This window comes from Psychrobacillus sp. INOP01 (assembly GCF_018140925.1).
Lineage (GTDB): Bacteria > Bacillota > Bacilli > Bacillales_A > Planococcaceae > Psychrobacillus.
In genome coordinates, this window is the sequence record NZ_CP073315.1 from 1,219,070 (window position 1) to 1,239,720 (window position 20,651).

20 protein-coding genes and 1 riboswitch are annotated in these 20,651 nt (G+C 37.0%); of the genes, 9 read left to right on the top strand and 11 right to left on the bottom strand.

The genetic code is table 11. The annotated features are described in order from the left end of the window. The first annotated feature begins 119 nt into the window (after positions 1-119). The 4 genes from KD050_RS06195 (at position 120) to KD050_RS06205 (ending at position 4,060) form a co-directional block, all read left to right on the top strand. The gene (locus KD050_RS06195; RefSeq protein WP_211895331.1) at positions 120-1,352 is read left to right on the top strand and encodes an aminopeptidase; all 1,233 of its coding nucleotides are present in this window, start codon (positions 120-122) and stop codon (positions 1,350-1,352) included. 91 nt (positions 1,353-1,443) lie between these two features. Beyond that, positions 1,444-1,578 (top strand): hypothetical protein, encoded by a 135-nt coding sequence (locus tag KD050_RS21375; RefSeq protein WP_255553613.1) that lies wholly within the window; start codon positions 1,444-1,446, stop codon positions 1,576-1,578. Positions 1,579-1,833: 255 nt separating this feature from the next. Further along, positions 1,834-2,841, top strand: coding sequence for a rod-share determining protein MreBH (gene mreBH / locus KD050_RS06200; RefSeq protein WP_211895332.1), 1,008 nt, complete (start codon positions 1,834-1,836; stop codon positions 2,839-2,841). A 649-nt stretch (positions 2,842-3,490) separates the two neighbouring features. Next, positions 3,491-4,060: a beta-class carbonic anhydrase gene (locus KD050_RS06205; RefSeq protein WP_211895333.1), complete on the top strand. Its 570-nt coding sequence runs from the start codon at positions 3,491-3,493 to the stop codon at positions 4,058-4,060. Positions 4,061-4,163: 103 nt separating this feature from the next. On the opposite strand, the gene KD050_RS06210 is transcribed toward KD050_RS06205, so the two are convergent. Both KD050_RS06210 and KD050_RS06215 read right to left on the bottom strand, forming a co-directional pair. Further along, a complete protein-coding gene (locus tag KD050_RS06210; RefSeq protein WP_211895334.1) occupies positions 4,164-4,709 on the bottom strand; it encodes a GNAT family N-acetyltransferase in 546 nt (181 codons plus the stop codon). A 6-nt stretch (positions 4,710-4,715) separates the two neighbouring features. Further along, the gene (locus KD050_RS06215) at positions 4,716-6,518 is read right to left on the bottom strand and encodes a M3 family oligoendopeptidase (protein ID WP_211895335.1); all 1,803 of its coding nucleotides are present in this window, start codon (positions 6,516-6,518) and stop codon (positions 4,716-4,718) included. Between the two features lie 157 nt (positions 6,519-6,675). Here KD050_RS06215 and KD050_RS06220 point away from each other — a divergent pair, with 157 nt between their 5' ends. Continuing rightward, entirely contained in the window at positions 6,676-7,404 is a 729-nt protein-coding gene (locus tag KD050_RS06220; RefSeq protein WP_211895336.1) for a tryptophan-rich sensory protein, read from the top strand. Between the two features lie 747 nt (positions 7,405-8,151). Here KD050_RS06220 and map read toward each other — a convergent pair. Both map and thiT read right to left on the bottom strand, forming a co-directional pair. Continuing rightward, a complete protein-coding gene (map, locus tag KD050_RS06225) occupies positions 8,152-8,901 on the bottom strand; it encodes a type I methionyl aminopeptidase (protein ID WP_211895337.1) in 750 nt (249 codons plus the stop codon). Positions 8,902-8,948: 47 nt separating this feature from the next. Next, positions 8,949-9,530 (bottom strand): energy-coupled thiamine transporter ThiT, encoded by a 582-nt coding sequence (gene thiT, locus KD050_RS06230; protein ID WP_211895338.1) that lies wholly within the window; start codon positions 9,528-9,530, stop codon positions 8,949-8,951. A gap of 63 nt (positions 9,531-9,593) precedes the next feature. Further along, a riboswitch (TPP riboswitch) is annotated at positions 9,594-9,685 on the bottom strand. Positions 9,686-9,791: 106 nt separating this feature from the next. Between thiT and KD050_RS06235 the strand changes: the two genes are divergently transcribed. Further along, entirely contained in the window at positions 9,792-10,856 is a 1,065-nt protein-coding gene (locus KD050_RS06235; protein WP_211895339.1) for a M20 family metallopeptidase, read from the top strand. Between the two features lie 321 nt (positions 10,857-11,177). After that, positions 11,178-11,447: a magnetosome magnetite crystal formation protein family gene (locus KD050_RS06240; RefSeq protein ID WP_235753973.1), complete on the top strand. Its 270-nt coding sequence runs from the start codon at positions 11,178-11,180 to the stop codon at positions 11,445-11,447. Positions 11,448-11,719: 272 nt separating this feature from the next. On the opposite strand, the gene KD050_RS06245 is transcribed toward KD050_RS06240, so the two are convergent. The 6 genes from KD050_RS06245 to KD050_RS06270 form a co-directional block, all read right to left on the bottom strand. Further along, on the bottom strand, positions 11,720-12,589 hold the full coding sequence (locus KD050_RS06245; RefSeq protein ID WP_211895340.1) for an SGNH/GDSL hydrolase family protein: 870 nt from the start codon (positions 12,587-12,589) through the stop codon (positions 11,720-11,722). A gap of 13 nt (positions 12,590-12,602) precedes the next feature. After that, positions 12,603-13,832: an aminopeptidase gene (locus tag KD050_RS06250; protein WP_211895341.1), complete on the bottom strand. Its 1,230-nt coding sequence runs from the start codon at positions 13,830-13,832 to the stop codon at positions 12,603-12,605. A 2-nt stretch (positions 13,833-13,834) separates the two neighbouring features. Further along, positions 13,835-14,986, bottom strand: coding sequence for a DEAD/DEAH box helicase (locus KD050_RS06255; protein ID WP_211895342.1), 1,152 nt, complete (start codon positions 14,984-14,986; stop codon positions 13,835-13,837). 123 nt (positions 14,987-15,109) lie between these two features. Next, on the bottom strand, positions 15,110-15,268 hold the full coding sequence (locus KD050_RS06260) for a Fur-regulated basic protein FbpA (RefSeq protein ID WP_211895343.1): 159 nt from the start codon (positions 15,266-15,268) through the stop codon (positions 15,110-15,112). 48 nt (positions 15,269-15,316) lie between these two features. Then, positions 15,317-15,892: a VanZ family protein gene (locus KD050_RS06265; RefSeq protein WP_211895344.1), complete on the bottom strand. Its 576-nt coding sequence runs from the start codon at positions 15,890-15,892 to the stop codon at positions 15,317-15,319. Continuing rightward, the gene (locus tag KD050_RS06270) at positions 15,893-16,627 is read right to left on the bottom strand and encodes an AAA family ATPase (RefSeq protein WP_211895345.1); all 735 of its coding nucleotides are present in this window, start codon (positions 16,625-16,627) and stop codon (positions 15,893-15,895) included. Between the two features lie 54 nt (positions 16,628-16,681). Here KD050_RS06270 and KD050_RS06275 point away from each other — a divergent pair, with 54 nt between their 5' ends. Then, positions 16,682-17,290, top strand: coding sequence for a DUF3298 and DUF4163 domain-containing protein (locus KD050_RS06275; protein WP_211895346.1), 609 nt, complete (start codon positions 16,682-16,684; stop codon positions 17,288-17,290). A 60-nt stretch (positions 17,291-17,350) separates the two neighbouring features. Continuing rightward, entirely contained in the window at positions 17,351-18,130 is a 780-nt protein-coding gene (locus tag KD050_RS06280) for an HAD family hydrolase (RefSeq protein WP_211895347.1), read from the top strand. A 730-nt stretch (positions 18,131-18,860) separates the two neighbouring features. Here the strand turns inward: KD050_RS06280 and serA are convergent. Further along, entirely contained in the window at positions 18,861-20,447 is a 1,587-nt protein-coding gene (gene serA, locus KD050_RS06285; RefSeq protein WP_211895348.1) for a phosphoglycerate dehydrogenase, read from the bottom strand. Between the last annotated feature and the right edge of the window lie 204 nt (positions 20,448-20,651).

Sequence of the window (20,651 nt, forward strand, 5' to 3'; positions counted from 1 at the left end):
AATGATTATATTAAATTTCTAAATTATGAACAAAATTTAGCTTATAGACTTATTTGAATATTGATAATACAAGCTCAAAACTGATATTATGGAGATAATAATAGAAAGGAAGTATCCATATGACATCTTTTAATACAAAATTAGAAAACTATGCTTCTCTTGTTGTAGAAGTAGGAGTGAATATTCAACCAGGTCAAAATTTATTTATCGCCGCTTCCACTGATAGCGTGGAATTAGTACGATTGATAACGAAAAAAGCATATGTAGCCGGCGCTAAACAAGTATTCGTAGATTTTACAGATGATGAGATTACTCGCTTACGCTATGAGCTTGCACCTGGGGACTCATTTGATTTCTTCCCTTCTTGGAAAGCTCAAGAAAAAGAATTATTAGCTGAAGGTGGCGCTGCATTTATTAGCGTTGTAAGCCAAAGCCCCGACCTTTTGAAAGGCATGGATTCTTCTAAAATCTCAGCGTTCCAAAAGGCTGCTGGTCAAGCATTAAGTAAATATCGTCAATATGTACAATCGGATAAAATTAGTTGGTCAGTAATTGCATCTCCATCTACAGAATGGGCTAAAAAGGTATTCCCTAAATTACCAGAGGAGGAACAAGTACCTGCCCTATGGGAGGCAATCTTCCAAGCTGTTCGTGCGGATGTACCAAATCCAACACAAGCATGGATTGAACATGATAATCTTTTACATACAAAGGTAGATTATCTAAACGAAAAAAATTATAAAAAACTACATTATACAGCTCCTGGAACGGATTTAACGATCGAATTACCAAAAGGACATTTATGGTGTGGAGCTGGTAGCATAAACGAAAAAGGATTTTCTTTCATGGCTAACATGCCAACGGAGGAAGTATTCTCTGTCCCATTAAAAACGGGCGTCAACGGTTATGTAGCAAGTACGAAGCCATTAAGCTACGGTGGTAATATTATTGATAACTTCACTATCACATTTGAAAATGGACGTATTGTAAAAGTTGAGGCTGAACAAGGCAAAGAAGTGCTAGAAAACTTAGTTGCAACGGATGAAGGGTCTCATTATTTAGGTGAAGTAGCACTTGTCCCACATGACTCACCAATATCTAACTCTAATCTATTGTTTTACAACACATTATTCGACGAAAATGCTTCTAATCACTTAGCAATTGGTAGTGCTTATGCTTTCTGTTTAGAAGGCGGCAAGAAAATGAGTAGAGAAGAACTAGCAGATAATGGTTTAAACGAAAGTATTACTCACGTAGATTTCATGATAGGTTCAGACAAAATGGATATCGATGGTATTAGAGAAGATGGAACTTCAGAGCCAATATTCCGTAATGGGAACTGGGCATTTTAATCTTGTTAACTGAAATTCTATATATTTCTAGTTACAATTCACTCATTTTTACGTTATAATAAAAACAAGAAAACTAGTGAGGTGTTATAAAATGGCTTTATACACAGTTACAGTGCTTGGTTTTACTGCAATTATGGGAATCGCAGGCTATGTGATTTTACATTACTTTGGAAAAGGTATGAATTCAAAAGATGCATCTACAGTAGATCCAAAACCTTTTCAATAACACACAAAACAACCGTCGAGTAAGCTGACGGTTGTTTTTTTATATGTTATCTCTTCTCTTTTTCTTCTCAAATCAGCTACAAATCAATTACATTTAGATGACAAATCAGTACTATTCATTCATTTTTTCTATCTATTCTATTTCAAATGACCTAAAAACCTCTGAAATATATGTAAACTTCCATTATGTTACAAATGGCAATGCCCTGTTTATCTATTATACTTACTTAGTATGATTGGAATAGGAGGAAGACAAATGTTTTCAAACTCACATATTGGAATAGATTTAGGTACAGCAAATACGTTAGTTTATACAAAAAGCAAAGGCTTATTAATAGATGAACCTACAGTAGTAGCAGTTAATACTAAAACTCGTGAAATCGTTGCTTTCGGCGAGGAAGCAAAAAAAATGATTGGCAAAACACCCACTTCTATCGAGGTAATACGTCCTTTGAAGGATGGAGTCATTGCCGATTTTGATATTACAACACAATTATTGAAACTAATCATGCAAAAAGCAGGAAAAAAACTTGGTACTTCATTAAGAAAACCGACTGTAATTGTATGTACTCCATCTGGTGCAACTTCTGTTGAACGAAGAGCCATACAAGATGCAGTAAGACAAAGTGGAGCAAAGGAAGTACAGTTAATGGAAGAGCCCGTTGCCGCTGCAATCGGTGCTGGTCTACCAGTCGACGAGCCAGTAGCTAGTATGATTGTGGATATTGGTGGGGGTACTACAGAAGTAGGTATAATTTCTTTTGGTGGAGTTGTAGCATCTAATACAGTAAAAGCTGCTGGAGATCGTATGGATGAAGCAATTATTCACTTTGTTCGAAAAGAGTATAATGTCATAATTGGCGAACCTACAGCTGAGACTATAAAGATGACTGTTGGACATGCTTTAGTGCCTCATGCAGTAGAACAAATGCAAGTTACAGGAAGAGATGTTGTGAGTGGTTTACCGAAGACTATTCATCTATCTTCTACTCAAATTCAAGGTGTTTTAAAAGAATCGTTGGAAACAATTTTAGAAGCAATTCGCGCTACACTAGAAACCTGCCCACCTGAACTTGCAGGAGATATAGTCGACCATGGGGTAATATTAACTGGTGGCGGTGCATTACTAAAAGACATTTCTGAATGGTTAACTCAGGTCATTGAAGTACCGGTTCATCTTGCACCAGAGCCATTACAGTCTGTGGCTATTGGTACAGGAAAATCCTTTTTTATAACAGACAGAAAACAAAAACTAGCAAGATAAAGTGAAACTTCAATCAAGGGAGCTTTCCTCTGTTTGAACAAAACTCAGGCATATAAACGCTCCATTGTGCGGACGAAGCCACACGACGTGGCGCTTTTCGTCTATGTTCTATACCGTTTTTTTACGGGCAGTTACCTCCCACTGATGCTTTCTTGCTTGGGGCAAGCCCTGAAGTGGGAGTCTCACAACGTACATGACGTAGCGACTTTAACTGGCCGACCCGTTAATGCGGGGTAAAATAGAATCTCCTCTAGAAATGAAAGCTGTTCGATATAATATTTGGAAGATAATTCTATTTCTAAAAAACCAATAAAAAAGCAAAATGTTACTCATCTGGTGAATAGCATTATTGCTTTTTTATATATTTATAAGATTGAAATACAAATGACACTTAATTAGAAAGAAGTCAATTTTATAATTATTTGTTTCTATAAAAAACAAAAAATGTTTTACGAGATCCCAATATTTTACTCGTTTATTAAAGGCACATCTCGTTTATTTGAGTGGAAAGCCTCTGCCTGTAGCGGAAATCAATTGAATAGAGCCTTCATTAAAGTATCAAAGATTATTTGGAAGGTACTAAGTAAAAAACAAAGCAATTATTTTTCATTTCCTATAAAATATAATTACAACATAAAGGGGGAATTAGATGCCAAGCTTGCATGAGATTTTAAAATACAATGATGACTTTGTGGAAAACAAACTATACGAACCATTTTTAACTACGAAATTTCCAAATAAACGAATTGTTATCTTAACTTGCATGGATACAAGGTTAACAGAGATGCTCCCAAAATCTATGAATTTTAAAAATGGTGATGTGAAAATTGTTAAAAGTGCTGGAGCAATCATCAACCATCCATTTGGTGGAATTATGCGTAGCCTTATCGTAGCTGTTTATGAGCTAAAGGCAGATGAGATTTATGTAATTGGTCATCATGATTGTGGAATGAGTGCTATAGAAACCGATAAAATTATGGATAAAATGATTACTCGAGGAGTGGACCCTCGTGTATTAGATATCCTACAAAATTCTGGAGTGAACTTAGAAAAATGGTTGGAAGGTTTTTCCAACGTAGAAAGTAGTGTTTTACATAGTGTTGAGATGATACGAAATCACCCGCTTATGCTTCCATCAATTCCAGTTCACGGCCTAATTATTGATCCAGAAACTGGTCGCTTAGATTTACTGACAGATGGTAATATCGACAAGAAATAAATTATTTCCTGGGAAATCGACATCGAAAATATGAAAGAAAACCCACTTATTCATTATTCATGAATAAGTGGGTTTTTAGTTATTCAATTATACCCATGCTCTTTCAAAGCTCGTCAGTTAAGGATGCATATATAAAATGATCTTGCCATTTACCATTGATATAGAGCAACTTTCTTAATAGACCCTCTTTCTTGAAACCATTTTTTTCTAAGACTTTGATAGAGCCATTATTTTGCGGAGATACATATGCTTCGATACGATTTAATTGGACATGCTCAAATCCAAATATTTTCACTAAATGTACAGCTTCAGAAGCAATTCCTTTTCCAATATAAAATTCATCCATAGAATACCCAATAAGCCCACTTGAAAAAGGCATTCTTTTAATACTGTATAGCGATACACTACCAATCATTCTTTCTGTCTGATGTTCGAAAATACCGAAGCTATATTCTCTTTTTTCCTTAGACAACGTGAGAGATTCTCGAATTTTCTCTCGTTGAACAGAAGTCGTGTAATAATCATCACGATGTAACGGTTCATAAACGGACCAATACATCTTATTGCGATAAGTCAGATCCGCTAGGGCTGGTGCATCTTTTGTATTTAATGTTCGTAAATAACATGTATCTCCTTCTAGATAAATCAAACACCTTCACCCTTTTGCGTTAGTTAATTGGATAAACTCCTTCACATCTTGAATACAAAGATCAATCCCTTTTATCCAAAATGATTCCTGAGTAATATCTTCGTTTAAATGCTTCATCGCTAAATCCTCCACTGACATTACTGCAGTGTCTTGCAATAAAGCAATGTATTTTTCCTCAAAGTTTGTCCCTTCGCTTATAGCTTTTGCATAAATACTTAAAGAGAATAAGTAACCAAATGTGTACGGGAAGTTATAAAATGGTACTTCTGTTATATAAAAATGCAATTTAGATGCCCAAAAATGCGGATGAGTTGTATCTAATGCATCGCCATATGCTTCCTGTTGAGCTGTCTCCATTAAATCACTTAATCGAGCAGCAGATACGATTCCATTTTTACGCTCCTCATAGAATCTAGTTTCAAATAAGAACCTAGCATGGATATTCATGAAAAATGCTACACTACGTTGAATTTTATCTTCAAGTAAAGCAATTTTTTCATCATCTGTTTTTGCTTCTTTTACAGCAGCGTCTGCTACAATCATTTCTGCAAATGTGGAGGCGGTTTCAGCAACCCCCATTGCATATTGGCGATTCATCCAATGTACCGGTCTTAAAGCATATGAATGGAAGGCATGACCTAATTCATGAGCCAGTGTAGAAACATTGGACATTGATCCACTATACGTCATGAATATACGTGATTCCTCTGATACAGGCATACCTGTACAAAATCCTCCTGGACGTTTGTTTGGACGATCCTCTGCCTCAATCCAACCCTTTTCAAATGCATTTCTTGAAAATGATTCTAATTTTGGTCCAAATTCTTTAAAATGTTTTAAGATAAACTCCGCGCCTTGTTGATAATCCATTTTCTCCGTAGAAGTACTTACTGGTGCTTCTAGGTCATACCAATGCATTTGTTTTTCGCCTAGCATTGCCGATTTTTTATTTAAGTATTCTACGAATGGAGCTTTATTTTTCGAGATAGCCCCCCACATTGCATTTAATGTTTCTTCTTTCATGCGATTAATATGAAGGGGCTCCTCTAAAACGGAATTCCATCCTCTTTTTTCGTAAATTGCAAGACGGAAGCCTGCTATATGATTCAGTGTTTTGGCAAAGAACTCCTCTTTATCTGTCCAAGCAGCTTCTAGCGCTTCAAATGACTCTTTACGAATCGTAGCATCCTCGTGGGAACTGAGATTATTTGCTTGACCAACCGACATTTCTTTTTGTTCACCGTCAATTGTAAGTTTAATGCGAATATCACCGACTAGTAAATCATAAAGCTGCCCCCAAGAATGATAGCCATCCACTCCAAGCGTCGTAATCATGTCTTCCTCTTTTTCAGATAGCATTCGCTTTGCTTCATCTCTCCATTCATTTAACACAAAGGCAAATGGAGAAAGCCCAGCTGTTTCAAGTAGCTCCTTCCACACTGTTTCTTCCGTTTTACTTAGCACTTGTTGAATGGTTAGCATTTGAGAAGAGAACTTAGCATATAGCGATCCTACTTCCCCCTGTAATAATGCCGCTTGCTTATCCGTTGTATCCTGTGCCAAAAAACAACCTATTACTGCTCCACCTTCTGATAAATTGGTTGCTATATCTTTTAACTCATTAATCGTTTGCTCGATATTTGAAACATCAGCAATGGATGTTGGTGATTCAAAGTTTTTTAGTTTAGTTTCAAAATTGCTTAGCTTTACTTTTACTTCATCCAAATGGCTTCTTAAAGATGGCGAGCTACTACCACCTTCAAAAAAGCGATCAAGATCCCAGACAACCGGATAAGTTTGTTCAATCATCTAAATATTCCTCCTATATTGACAATTATTTTAGAATTCTAGTATATCATGTTTTTCTAATGCAGATTGTTTGATTTTCGTCACATAACATTCATAATTCTAATTTGTTGTAGCTATATATCAAAGGTATACTTATTAAATAGAAGGAGGCAGCTGAATGTTTAAAATAATCCTTTTAATGTTATTTTTTATATCTACTGTAATCGTTAAATTACTATCTACTTTACTACCCATAAATGGTCAAACTAGTGGCGAGATATTCAATAGACTTCCCGTCTTTTTTACTCCAGCAAATTATGTATTTTATATATGGATTGTTATTTTTATATTATTAGCTTGGTGGATTTGGAATATTATGAAGGACTACAAATCTTCTCGTCCTATACCTACGAAGCGCATTCTATTATTTGGAGCATCCTCTATTTTATATATTTTGTGCATATTTAGTTGGCATTATGAGCAGTTTGTATATTCTTTTGTTACTCTCACCGTCTTATTAAGCTGTTTGTTCATGCTTTATATAACTTATCCTTTAGATGATATAAATCGAAAGAAACGTTTGCCAATTTCCTTAATTTTAGGCTGGACATTTATCAGTTTCTTCACAAATCTATCTTATCTCCTTACGTTTTATGAATTTGATGGATTTGGTATGACAAAATCTCTTTGGGGAGTTATCTTCTTAACCATTGCGACAGCCATAGCTCTTCATTTTCGGTATCATTATTTCGACCGTCTTATGTCTGTTGTTTTTATCTGGACTTTCATTGGAGTTGCAATTCAACACAACTTTAGTCAACTACTCCTAACCGCAGCCTCTCTTTTCTTAAGCTGTGTCCTGATTGTAGGGATTATATTCCTTAAGAAAAGTGCAAGACCCCTTTAAGTTCAAAACCTATTTCTAGCGTTTTGAAGGGCTTTAGACAGACGTATTGCTAAATTATTACCGAGTGAATTTTTAGTGATATTGGTTGTGACATCCCTCACAACCAATATCACTTTTTTCGGTAATCTTATGGCGTTTGCCTGTCCGTCGCCCTCCTACAACGCATAGAAACAGGTAAATGCATTTTTGGATAACTAGAGAAAAGCTACTTTCCTATTTATAGAAGAAGCTCTCGAAGATGCAATTTCGTTCGCTACTTCGTTTCTTTATGAGTCAAACACTTACTATTTTTCTTTATTTCCACTAGTAAAAAGAAAGTCTGATTCCTTCATCCATCATGAAATAATAGCATTTCTAATTCAACAGTGATTACAAATGCTTTTTCCCTACATTAACTTGGACTAATCTTAATATCTAAGCGATATGCTTTGCCAAATCTAATTATGGGGACTACTCAAATAATTGATTGTAGTGCAAGGTGGCGACTCCAGTGGGAAAAGCGTTATGCGAAGACCCCGCAGCGAAGACATTGGCCAAACTTTGTTTGGGTAATGTCTTTGCGACGAGTAATCGCAGGAGCATATGTTTTCCGAACGAGGAGGCTGAGGCAACGCCCATGGAAAGCGTAAACCTGAAACGGAAATCAGCAGTATCTATGAACACTGGTTTCGCAGTATGATAATCCATATACTTAATTTTAAAAAACGCCTTCGAAAGAGTAAAATTTCGAAGGCGTTTTGTTTTATTTTAATCTAATTTAGTTAATAAAATAGGAGCACCTTTTGTCACAACAATTGTATGCTCAATCTGTGCTACTAACGATTTATCAGGAGTTACAAATGTCCAACCATCACCAGATTCCACGATATGCTCTGCTTTTTCAGAAATAAACGGTTCTACAGCTAAAACCATTCCTTCTTTTAATATCGTAGGATCCCATGCATCGTAATAATTCAACACATGCTGAGGAGCTTCGTGTAACGATTTCCCAATACCATGTCCAGTTAGGTTCATAATAACATGTAAGCTATTATCTTTCGCTTCTCTTGCTACGGCTTTTCCGATTTGATTTAAACGAGAACCAGCCTTAACTTTTAGCATCGCACGATCAAATGCACTCTCAGCTACAGCACATAACTTTTCTTTTTCTTCATAACCTTCACCAACAACAAAAGAAATCCCAGTATCTGCAAAGTAACCATCAAGTGATCCAGAAACATCTATATTCACGATATCGCCATCTTGAATAACACGAGAGCCTGGCATTCCATGCGCTACTTCCTCATTAACACTGATACAAGTATATCCTGGAAAATCATATTCACCCATTGGTCCAGAAATAGCTCCATGCTCTTTAAATAGCTTTCCACCGATTTCGTCCAATTCTTTTGTTGTAATCCCAGGTTTAGTTGCAGCCTTCATCACTTCTCGAATTTCTGCAACAATACGCCCTATTTTTTTTAATGCTACTAACTCTTCGTCAGTTTGTACAATCATCTTAACAAGATCCCTTCTTCACTAAATGTATTCTAATCATATCATATTTAGTGAGAATTCGGCAGTGCTAGGCGCGGAGCTTTAACAAATAAAACAGAACAAATGAAAGCAGCTATTAAAAATACTGGAATCATATAAGTAGAATTATAGATTAATGAATACAAAATCACGTTTTGATCTCCAGCAAATTCTCCAAAAAATAGAATACCTGAAGTCACATGTGCTAAATAGCGAAGAAAACCTGCGATGAATGCACCCAAGACAACCGCTGTAATCATTTTCACTTTATCCTTTTGTTCAAATGCTTGTATAAATGCAGGTCTTAGAAATCCAGCAAATCCTGCAACCATAAAGGCGATGAAATAATCGATTGCTACCTGCGCAATAACTATTTCAAATGATAATGGCGCTGCATAAAAACGACCTGTCACTACTTGTAAAACGCCTATCAAAAAGCCAGTAGCAAGTCCCGCAACAACACCACGACGAAAGGCCATTAAAATAACAGGTACAAGAACGAATGTTACGGACCCACCTTGTGGCATTCCAAAGCCAATCATATCTAAAACGTATCCTAACGCTGCAAAAATAGCGATTTCCATTAATATTACAACTCGTTGATTTTTCATGACAATCCCCTTTTTTGACCACAAAAAAACGACCCCTGGGATAGACCCAGACATCGCGCGATTGTCAGTTTCCATCCACATCCCTACGCAAGCATTAACTTACAGGTTCGAAGGGTACTATCTCAGCCGCATCAGCGACGCCCCTTGTGGTTTGAATTATTTAGTTCGAATTCATTGTAGCTGAATAGAATAAGTAATGCAACCTTCTTTTGTTCATTTGTTATACTTGTAAAAATACTATATGCAAAAGGGGATGTATACATGATTGCTTTATTAAAAGATTTGGTACGTATGAAAAGTGACTCAATCGATGGCGCAAATAGTGCTTTGTTATTCTGTGAAAGTTGGCTAGAGGAACGAGGGATTACTACTACTGTCTTAAAGCATGAGGATAAACTGATGCTTGTGGCAGTAATTGGAGATGGTGATGAATGTATGATTTGGAATGGTCATGTAGATGTTGTTCCAGGAAACCCGGAACAATTCGAGCCATTTGTAGAAGGAGATTTGTTATATGGCCGCGGAACAGCTGATATGAAAGCAGGAGTTGCTGCGATGATGCAAGCCTTTTACGAGCTATCTAAGGAACCTAAAAGTCTTACTAAAAAAATTCAATTACATATTGTGACTGATGAGGAAACAGACGGTCAAACGTCAAAATTTCTAGTAGATCAAGGATATACTGGTGACTTTGTTATATGTGGCGAGCCTACACACTTAAAGATTGGCCTACAAGCAAAAGGAATTATCCAGTTCGATGTGATTTTAAAAGGAAAACCTAGCCATGGAAGTCGTCCATGGGAAGGAAAAAATGCTATTGAACAAGCTTTTCTATTTGACCAACAGCTCCGCACACTTTCTTTTTTAACTGCAAGCAATGAGTTCTATGATTATCCTTCCTTAAACTTGGCGAAAATACAAGCAGGTGAACGCTATAACGTTGTACCCGACGAGTGCATAGTAAGCTATGACCTTCGTTTCGTTCCTGGACAGGATATGCAGAGTATTATCGAAGATATTACAAAGTTGGCTCAGGAATTTTCCAATAGTGAAATGAAGATTCAAACGACTGCTCCTGCAGTAACTACTGAGGCTATCAACCCATATATCGAACGCATTGCTCATGTCACTTCACAGTTTATAGGAAAACCTGCTGAATTATTTGGGCAGCATGGAGCTGCAGATGCTCGCTTCTACGCAGAAACTGGAGCAGGGGCAATTGAGTTTGGACCAAGTGGCGGAGATTGGCATGGTGAAAAAGAATATGTATCTATTTCCTCTACGGAAACCTTCAAAAATATATTAGTTTCCTTAGTTAAGAACTGAAACATATAGCCTATCATTCCGTAAATAGTGAAACTTCCATCAGTGGGATTTTCTTCAGCCCCACTGATTGTTAGTTGAACCTTTCGGGCTTTTACGGGCTATTTAATCTTATTTTATGAAGCTTTGACAAAACGTAAGTAGGAATTCTGCGACGTACGGGCCGTACAAGTGCCGATGTTGCCACAGGACGTGGCGACTTTAATCTGCCCTCCCGTTAATGCGAGAAAAATATATTAGAAGGACAGGAGGTAGAATAGACTGGATAATCCTAAAATATTATCAGCACTTTCCTATTTCAGTGTATTGTTTGCACCCTTTTTATTGCCGATTATCGTTTATTTTATATCACAGGATTCTGAAGTTAAATACCATGCAAGAAAATCATTAATCTCTCACATCATACCTGTTGTTTTATTAATAATTTTATTCATTAGTATTTTCTCAAGTTTTACCCCTATTGCTACGGGATTTAATGAACAACCTTCGTTATGGATGGCTGCAGGGCCGCTCATACTTATGGCTATTTACATGCTCGTGTATGTCATAGTAATGGTTTGGAATATCGTCCAAGGCATTAAAGTTTTACGTTAAAGTGAAACGTTTATGCATAGGCTTTTGAGGGTATATAACTATTAATATCGAAAGCCAAGGAGCGATAACGATGAAAGTAAAAAACTTAGTCAAAACAGCAATTAAATGGGCACCAATTGTTTATCCAATTATACGCAAGGTAGTAAAATCTAAAAAAAGCACACGCTAAGAAGCTGTCCTCCTGATTCGGGGACAGCTTTTTTATTATTATTTCCTTAAATGGTTGTTCAATGTGCTTTACGGAACTAAGCATTAATAATGCCAAGACTATGCTAAATTAATGGCTTCAATTCTGTTAATGAATAGTATTGGTCCATTCCTTCTGATCTTGCCACAGGAGATTTCATCTGGTCTTTATCTGCATTCAGAATTTGCTCAAAAGTAAGTGGATTAGGTGCTGGCAATTCGTTTTGTCTAACTACTAATCGGTTGTTGTATTGCGAAAAAAATGCATTTGCCATAACACGATATCCTTCCATCGTTGGATGCACATCTGCAGGATTTGGTAATAATGTTGCAGCGTTTACACCGAACGATTCCTCTACTGATACATATGTCGCTCCATTAACCTCTGACTGCGTCTTTAAAATAGTATGCAATAGGTCTAATTCTTTTTTTATACCTTCCTTTTGGGACGCTCTCACATGAGGATAGGCAAAATAATAGCCCATTACATAAATTTTCGCTTTTGGTGCTGTTGCCTGTACTTCTGTAATAATTTGCTCTATATTTTTTCGAACATTATTTAACGCAAAATCAGCTGGGATTTGCTGATAAGCGATGGAACCACTTGTTGGATTCACTTGCACCATTTGCAGTAAATCATTTGCTCCCACAGATATCGTAACCAACGTAGCATTCTTCAACAATTCCTTGGCTTCATCCGTCTGAACCTTTTCAAGGACATCCGCTGTTGTATAACCAGGGAATGCCAATGCTTTCGAATAAAAAGCAAGTTGACCGTTCTTAGTTAGCTTCTGAGCTATTAAGTCTGTGTAGCCAGTATCTATAGCACGATTCGGTGTTTGACCGGCCGCCAAGGAATCCCCAAGCGCAATATAAACTTCAGCTCCCTTGGCATCTACGGTAGTGGATCCAAATAAAACAAATAGAATGATTAAAGTACAAAGCCATTTTTTCAAGCCTATCAACTCCTTAAAAAGCCCAAGTACCTTTTATGAATATTGGCTGCATCGTTCCATCCGCTAGTTCACCCATAATATCCATCTCTCCGCTACCAATCATAAAGTCTTCATGAACAATAGATGTGTTAATACCCAGATCCTCTAATTCACTATGAGTCAAGCCTCGAGCACCCTCTACACAAGTAGGATATGCTTCTCCAATAGCGAAATGATTAGAAGCATTTTCATCAAATAACGTATTAAAGAATAATACATTCGAAGCAGAAATAGGTGACTCATGCGGTACTAAAGCAATCTCTCCTAAATATTTTGCTCCTTCATCTGTTCCAATTAGTTCTTGTAAAAGTTTCTCACCAGTTCCAGCTGTAATAGAAGTAATCTTGCCATTTTCAAAGGTCAAGGTAAAATCATCTATTACATTTCCTTGATAGACGAATGGCTTCGTATTTTTCACATAACCATTCACACCTGTTTTAAGTGGTGCAGTATATACTTCTTCAGTTGGCATATTCGCTATGAACGGAACATTTTGACCGTTTTTACTTGATCCTGACAACCAAATATGTTCTTTCGGAAGTTCGACTTGAATATCTGTTCCTTCCGCTTTATAGTGCAGCTTCTTGAAGCGCTTATTATTTAGTAGTGCCGCTCTACTCTCAAGGTTATCAATATGTTCTTTCCATTTTTGAACTGCTGTTCCTTCCCCGATTCGCACAACTTGGAATATCAACTCCCAAAGTGCTTGCATTTGTTCCTCAGGCTTCAGGTTTGGAAATACCTTGGCAGCCCATTTTTCTGAAGGCATTGCAACGATTGACCATGTAATAACATCATTCATCACTGCTTTACGATAGTTCTCTAACGCTTTGCCACTTGCCTTTTGAAAGCTTGAAATACGATCAATCGAAACACCTTCTAATAGGTCTGGGTTATCCGCATCAATCCATAGTAATGCACCTTTATTGTCGATTAACTCATCACGCTGCTTAGCAGCCCATTTAGGAAATTCCTGGAAGGCTTCATCTGGAGCAAAATCATAAAATGCACGTGCGTTTACTTCATCTGTATAGTTTACGTCTACTCGTTTAGCACCTGCTTCATATGCCTTTTTCACAATTAAACGTGTAAATTCAATTGTGTCAGTCGTCGTATTTATAAGAAGTGGTTGGTTAGGCTGGATGTTCAGACCAACTTTTACTACTAATTCGGCATACTCTTCAAGCTTTTGTTGAAAATCCATCATTATTTCCCCTTTTGACTGATAGTTTTGGATGATCCTTCGATTAATTCACCACGGTACCATACTTTTTGAACTGGTTTTTTAGGAAGCTCTTTTGTCCATTTTTTAAAGGTCTTTTCATCGGCATAAGTTAATAATGTCATTACCTCACCATCTGCCCCCGCACGACCAGTACGTCCCGAACGATGTAGATACTGTTCAACTGAATGTGGTACATCTACATGGATAACATGAGTAAGCCCAGAAATATCTAAGCCTCTTGCTGCCACATCTGTAGCAATTAGTAAACTGACCTTACCGCTTTTAAAATCATCCAATGCTTTCTTTCGTTCGTCTTTTTTCATTTCAGAATGAAGAGAAACAATTGGTGCATCTCTGTATGCAAGTTTTGCATCCTTCATTAATAGCTGATCTAGACTATTTACAAACGCAAGTCCTCGCATGCCTTTTAAATAAGAGATTTTACGTAGTAATTCGGTTTTATCACGAGGTTCTGTCTTCACAAAACTGTGTACAACTTCACCTTGCGAAGGAACATCCTCTGCTGATACCTGAATGCGCACAGGATTCTTCATCATACGTTCCGCAACTAATTCTATTTCTTCTGTAATTGTTGCAGAAGTTACAATCAGCTGACTTTCCACAGTTGCGTCGACTAGACTTTTCACGGTTGTACGATGCTCTCTGCTTAGGAGTTGGTCTCCTTCGTCTAGAACAACGATGTTTATTTCATGCATTTTTAGTTTTTTAGTTTTCACTAGCTCTTGTAATCTACCTGGAGTTCCAACGACAATTGTCGGCTTCTTTTTAAGCACATCAATCTGTCTGTTAATATTTGCTCCACCGATCAATTGGGCAACTGAGATGTTTGTATCTTTCACCCATTCACGGAATACCTCCACAATTTGCATACCAAGTTCTTGAGAAGGAATGATTACCATAGCCTGTATTTGTTTCTTAGTCGGATCAACTTTCTGCAGGATTGGAAGTACGTAAGCAAGTGTTTTTCCAGTTCCTGTTGGAGATTCTGCCACTACGTCGGAGCCATCCAACATATGTGGGATTAATTTGGATTGTATCGGCATTGGAGAAGCAAAATTTGCGTCTCCCCATTTTTTTTGTAATGATTCATTTAAATTAGTTATAAAAGTCAAGTTTGTTTCCACCTCATCTGTATTTGAGTCAAGTGTACCATATTTTTTATATCGACTAATATTTATAGATAATAGATAGGACATACTTTTTTTCTCAAAAAAAGTGCCCTATAGAAAAGGCACTTATCTACTTTCATCTTCAGTTGTATATTCCTTCATTAATTCATAAAAATTTAACTCATATAATTGTCTTCCATCAATTTTATATACGCCTTTGTTCACAAACTCTTCGATAATATCATCACGTTTTTGCTCAGTTTTTGATTCTTTAATTTTCATCATGTTTAAAATCTCCTTGCAATATTAATACTCTCCTATGTCTACCCATTCTTAGTTTTCATAAACTTTTTTAAAAGCAGCTGTAAATGCTGGGAAAGCTTTTCGAATAAAGTAATAGCACACATAGCCAAGAAATGCCCCAAGCGTATTCAGCCATAAATCATCGACGTCACTGCTTCTGCTTTGCGGAATCTGCATAATTTCAATAAATAAAGATAGACACAATCCAGCAAATACTGGGAATATAAAAAGCTCCATCTTTTTAAATAGTAAAGGTAGAAGAAACCCAATTGGCATGAATAGAATAATATTACCAAGAAAGTTAATATAGAATGGTTGCCAAAATCCTAGATATACAATGGCATTATATGTTTCTTCTACCACACGAAATAATTCTAAATTAACGCCGGTGGTATAGGCTGGCACTTCACCTGGTTTAGGTATTATTGTTTGAGAAAATAGACCAACAAGTACAGAGAAAAAGACTAAAATTCCGAGCTCATGTAATATCTCTTTTAGCTGAAATCCTCTCTTCTTCCAACGATACAGTCGCCAAATAACAATCAATGGAAATGCAATCCCTATAAAAAATAACATATCATCTAAATAATTTATGATTACATACATTTACTCACCTTCAAATATCTCTTCTAAAAATTTTTCCCGATTGTCTAAAAAATATTTTGTAATTTGATAATGCCCTGTCATTTCATAGTCGATTTCCTCAATCTCTCCTTCATCAAAACTTAGGATGGTCGCTTCTGGGTACCCTAAAATTATGGGAGAGTGTGTCGCAATGATAAATTGGCAATTCTGTTCCTTGATCAAATCATGCATGATTCGTAAAAATGCCAATTGTCTCTGTGGTGATAATGCTGCTTCCGGCTCATCTAAAAGATAAATAGCCTGTCCATTAAAACGATTTAGAAACAAAGATAGAAAAGACTCTCCGTGTGATTGCTCGTGAAGGGATTTTCCACCATAACTATCTAGTACACCTCGGTTAGGATTTTCTCTTTCCTGTTCATCAATATGTGAAGCAAATTGATAAAAGGATTCTGCCCGTAAAAAGAAACCATTCATTACTTTTGGCATCCAGGAAAGTCTTAGATATTTCCCCAATGCACTTTCTGCAGCATCCACATCATATAAATTATTCCGACTTCCACCTGCTGTATTAAATTCACATTTATCTGCAATTCCTTCTAATAAAGTCGATTTCCCAGTCCCATTCTCTCCTACAAAAAAAGTTACAGGAGAGGTTAGCTCTAGCTCTCTAAAGTTACTAATTGTTGGAATCGTGAATGGATAATGACTTTCCAATTGTGGCTCTTTGAAAAGGGTCACTCTATTTAAAAACATATGATTCCTCTCCCACTCATATTATTTATTATTACTTAAGAAAGGTTGTTTGCCTTGGATCTTCCTGTTCGTATAGAAACGAAATATATTAGGAAAAGTTCACCAAAGATTAACGTTTATTATCCTATTGTAACTAACTTACCTCATCCTGCAGTTGAAAAAAAGATAAATGCAGATATTATTCATGAACTGAACAAGCTTTTGATCGAACAAGGATTTTACAGTGAGCATTTAGTAGAAATGGTCGGTACTTATGAGATCAAAACAAATGAGCGTGGTGTTCTAAGCTTAAGTTTAACTGTCTATTCATTTACAGGAGGTGCGCACGGTCTTACAATTACGAAATCACTCACCTTCGACGTCAAGACAGGCAAGCAGTATGCACTAAGTGAACTGTTTAAGCCGGATAGTAATTATGTGAAAGTACTCTCTGAAATGATTGAAAAGAAAATGGTAGAGTGGGATGTGCCTCTATTAGAGGGTTTTACACAAATACGTAGTGACCAAGACTTTTACATAGCCGATCACTCACTTGTCATATATTTTCAAGTGTATGAATTGACTCCATACGTGTACGGCTTCCCTTACTTTCCAATTATCATCAAAGATATAGAAGGAATTATTCGGGAAGGTGGAATTCTAGAAAAAATGATTCCTTTCTAGTGACACGGACTCTTTAGTACGGTAAAGTATTAAGTAAATACGTGCTGGAGGTTACAAGGTATGAAAAAAGCAATTTTTTTTGACTTAGATGATACTTTACTATGGGACAATAAAAGTGTGTCCGTTGCGTTTCACAAAACATGTGCATTTGCTGCAACACATGTTAACATCGATCCACTTGAATTAGAACAAGCCGTACGTGCAGAAGCAAGTGCATTGTACGATACATATGAAACACGCACATTCACTCAAATGATCGGTATTAATCCCTTTGAAGGATTATGGGGAACATTTGACGACCCTTCTGAGGATTTTCAAAAAATGAAAGTCATCGTACCAGAGTATCAACAATTAGCATGGACAAAGGGATTAGAGAAGCTAGGGATTGTTAATGAAGAATTAGGTAGAAAGTTAGCAGAATATTTTCCGAAAATGCGAAAAGAAAGCCCCTTTGTATATGAAGAAACCTATGAAGTGTTAGATCAATTAAAAGGAAAGTATACATTGCTATTAATGACAAATGGCTCGCCAAGTCTTCAAAACATTAAATTGGAAATCACACCGGAGATTGCCACATACTTTGACCATATACTTATCTCTGGAGCATTTGGTAAAGGTAAGCCTGATCCATCCATCTTTGAGCATGCACTAGAAATTGTCGGAATGACGGCAGATGACGTATTGATGGTCGGTGATAATCTAATGACCGACATATTAGGCTCCTCTAAGGTCGGTATGCAATCCGTGTGGATCAATCGCGAAGAAAAACCTGTTAGTGAAGAAGTAACGCCTACGTACACAATTGAGAACTTAAAAGAACTATTGACGCTGCTTGCATAAGAAAAGCGTAAGGACTCTTTAAAGTAAAAACCTGTTTCTATCGTTTTCGGTTAGCTTTGAGCAGACTTAATGCAATATTATTAACCGGCTAATTTTTGAAGGGGTGGTCGTGACTAACGTCACGACCACCCCTTCTTTTTCCGGTAATCTTAATTATGGCATTTATCTGTCCGTCGCACTTCAACAACTTTTCGAAACAGGCTAATGCTTTTTTGGATAACTAGAGAAACGATGCTTTCCTACTCATAGAGGAAGCTCTCGAAGATACAATTTCGTTCGCTACTTCATTTCTTTAATTAGTAAACACTAACTATTTCTCATAATTTCCATAAGAAAAAAGAAAATATACTTTCTTCAACCTTCCTTACAGTATCCCTAATTCAACAGCCGGTCTTATCACTACATTAACTTTGACTACTTATCATCTTAGCGATAGCCTATGCTCTATCTTTTAGTGGAGTACTACTCACTTAATTTTGATTGGAGTGAAAGGTGGCGACTCCAGTGGGATGAGTGAGACAGATGAGATATCACAGAGACGGTGATAGCTCATCGCTCACCCCACGGAGGCCAACAGGATGTTGGTCACGAAGGCGTTGCCACACGAGGTGGCGCACTTAGCCTTTGTACCCCACCTGTAACGGAAATCACGGTAAAAAATTTTATACTTTCTCCTTCTATTAAAAAGTGGATCCATGACATTTACTTGTCGTGAATCCACCCAATTTTATTAAAGGTCAATCGGTGTTGCATCAAAGATGTCTTCTAATGCTTTAAGCTGGTCAACACCTGACTCTTCTACGTGCTTATCAATGGAAAGCATCATAATCGCATCTCCACCTACTTCGGAACGACCTACTTGCATGGCTGCGATATTGATACCTTCAGACGCAAGCAATGTTCCTACGCGTCCAATAGCACCCGGTTGGTCTTTATGACGGATAAACAATAAGTACCCAGATGGAACAACGTCTACGATGAAGTCATCAACACGTACGATACGGCCACCTAGGCCATTTAACAAAGTACCCGCAACTTTTCTTGTTCCGGCTGCAGTTTTCATTTCAAGCGTTATCAAGCTGGTAAATCCTTTTGATTTTGAAGTTTTTGATTCATTGACTGTTATACCTAAACGGTCTGCTAGGAATTTTGCATTTACATCATTAACTGATTCTCCTAGTTTGCTTTTTAGAAGACCTTTTACAGCATTACGAGATAATGGACGAGTATCGAAGTTTGCTAATTCTCCAGAATAAGTAATGTTTACCTCCTCTGGGACTCCTTCAACAAGATCGCTTAGGAATGAACCTAATTGCTCTACTAGATTAAAGAATGGCTCAATTTTAGCTAGGACATCTTTAGGTACTGAAGAAAGGTTTACTGGATTTTTCACTGTTCCATTTTTCAGGAAGCTCACTACGTCATAAGATACATCGATTGCTACAATTTCTTGTGCCTCTACAGTACTAGCACCTAAGTGAGGTGTTGCAATAACCTGAGGAAGCGTTAATAATTTATGTTCTACAAACGGTTCTTCCTCAAAAACATCTAATGCAGCTCCTGCGACCTTACCTGACACGATTGCATCATACAATGCATCTTCATCGATAATTCCTCCACGAGCACAGTTAATAATTTGAACGCCGTCTTTCATCTTTTCAAAAGCTTCTTTATTTATTATGTGACGAGTTTCTTTTAATAGTGGTGTATGCACAGTTATAAAATCTGCGGCTTTGATAACATCCTCTACTGTTCCATATTGAACTCCTAATTTTTCTGCTTTTTCAGCTGTTAGGAATGGATCGTACGCAATGACGTTCATACGTTGTCCTTTTGCACGAAAAGCGACCTCTTGTCCAATTCTTCCGAATCCTACGACACCTAACGTTTTGTTCTTCACTTCTACACCGATAAATGTTTTGCGATCCCATTTTTTATTTTTCAAAGAATGGAAGGCTTGAGGGATATTGCGAGCTAGAGACATAAGCATAGCGATAGAATGCTCTGCTGCTGAGTTTGTATTTCCGTCAGGAGCATTAACAACGATGATCCCTCGTTCTGTTGCAGCAGTTAAGTCAATGTTATCTACCCCAACTCCAGCACGACCAATAATTTTTAAATTAGTCCCTTTTTCAATAATCTCACGAGTAACCTGTGTTTGGCTACGAACTAATAATGCATCAAACTCACCAATTTTTTCGCCAAGCTGTTCTGGAGTTAACGTGGTATCTACAACGATATTAAATCCCTCTGCTTCTCTTAGTGGGAAAATACCATCTTCGCTTAGTGGATCGCTAATTAGAATATTGAATGTCATATTATTTTTTCTCCTTTTATAACTATATTTTTGTTGTATTGCTTTTCTTCTGCTGATCGAATTAATGATTCTCCTCCTTATTTTGGAAACATAAAAAAGCCCTTCACTCCCTACAATTATGTAAGGGGCGAAGAGCTTATAATTGCTCACGCGGTACCACCCAAATTTTACTGCAATTATCTCGCAGATTCTCAATTAGTATGC

Excerpts from the sequence above, each read along its gene's own strand:
- KD050_RS06235 (WP_211895339.1), top strand. The coding sequence starts at position 9,792 with ATGATTGCTTTATTAAAAGATTTGGTACGTATGAAAAGTGACTCAATC.
- serA (WP_211895348.1), bottom strand. The coding sequence starts at position 20,447 with ATGACATTCAATATTCTAATTAGCGATCCACTAAGCGAAGATGGTATT.
- mreBH (WP_211895332.1), top strand. The coding sequence starts at position 1,834 with ATGTTTTCAAACTCACATATTGGAATAGATTTAGGTACAGCAAATACG.
- KD050_RS06260 (WP_211895343.1), bottom strand. The coding sequence starts at position 15,268 with ATGATGAAAATTAAAGAATCAAAAACTGAGCAAAAACGTGATGATATT.
- KD050_RS06220 (WP_211895336.1), top strand. The coding sequence starts at position 6,676 with ATGTTTAAAATAATCCTTTTAATGTTATTTTTTATATCTACTGTAATC.
- thiT (WP_211895338.1), bottom strand. The coding sequence starts at position 9,530 with ATGAAAAATCAACGAGTTGTAATATTAATGGAAATCGCTATTTTTGCA.
- KD050_RS06265 (WP_211895344.1), bottom strand. The coding sequence starts at position 15,892 with ATGTATGTAATCATAAATTATTTAGATGATATGTTATTTTTTATAGGG.
- KD050_RS06270 (WP_211895345.1), bottom strand. The coding sequence starts at position 16,627 with ATGTTTTTAAATAGAGTGACCCTTTTCAAAGAGCCACAATTGGAAAGT.
- KD050_RS06250 (WP_211895341.1), bottom strand. The coding sequence starts at position 13,832 with ATGGATTTTCAACAAAAGCTTGAAGAGTATGCCGAATTAGTAGTAAAA.
- KD050_RS06280 (WP_211895347.1), top strand. The coding sequence starts at position 17,351 with ATGAAAAAAGCAATTTTTTTTGACTTAGATGATACTTTACTATGGGAC.
- map (WP_211895337.1), bottom strand. The coding sequence starts at position 8,901 with ATGATTGTACAAACTGACGAAGAGTTAGTAGCATTAAAAAAAATAGGG.
- KD050_RS06195 (WP_211895331.1), top strand. The coding sequence starts at position 120 with ATGACATCTTTTAATACAAAATTAGAAAACTATGCTTCTCTTGTTGTA.
- KD050_RS06205 (WP_211895333.1), top strand. The coding sequence starts at position 3,491 with ATGCCAAGCTTGCATGAGATTTTAAAATACAATGATGACTTTGTGGAA.
- KD050_RS06215 (WP_211895335.1), bottom strand. The coding sequence starts at position 6,518 with ATGATTGAACAAACTTATCCGGTTGTCTGGGATCTTGATCGCTTTTTT.
- KD050_RS21375 (WP_255553613.1), top strand. The coding sequence starts at position 1,444 with ATGGCTTTATACACAGTTACAGTGCTTGGTTTTACTGCAATTATGGGA.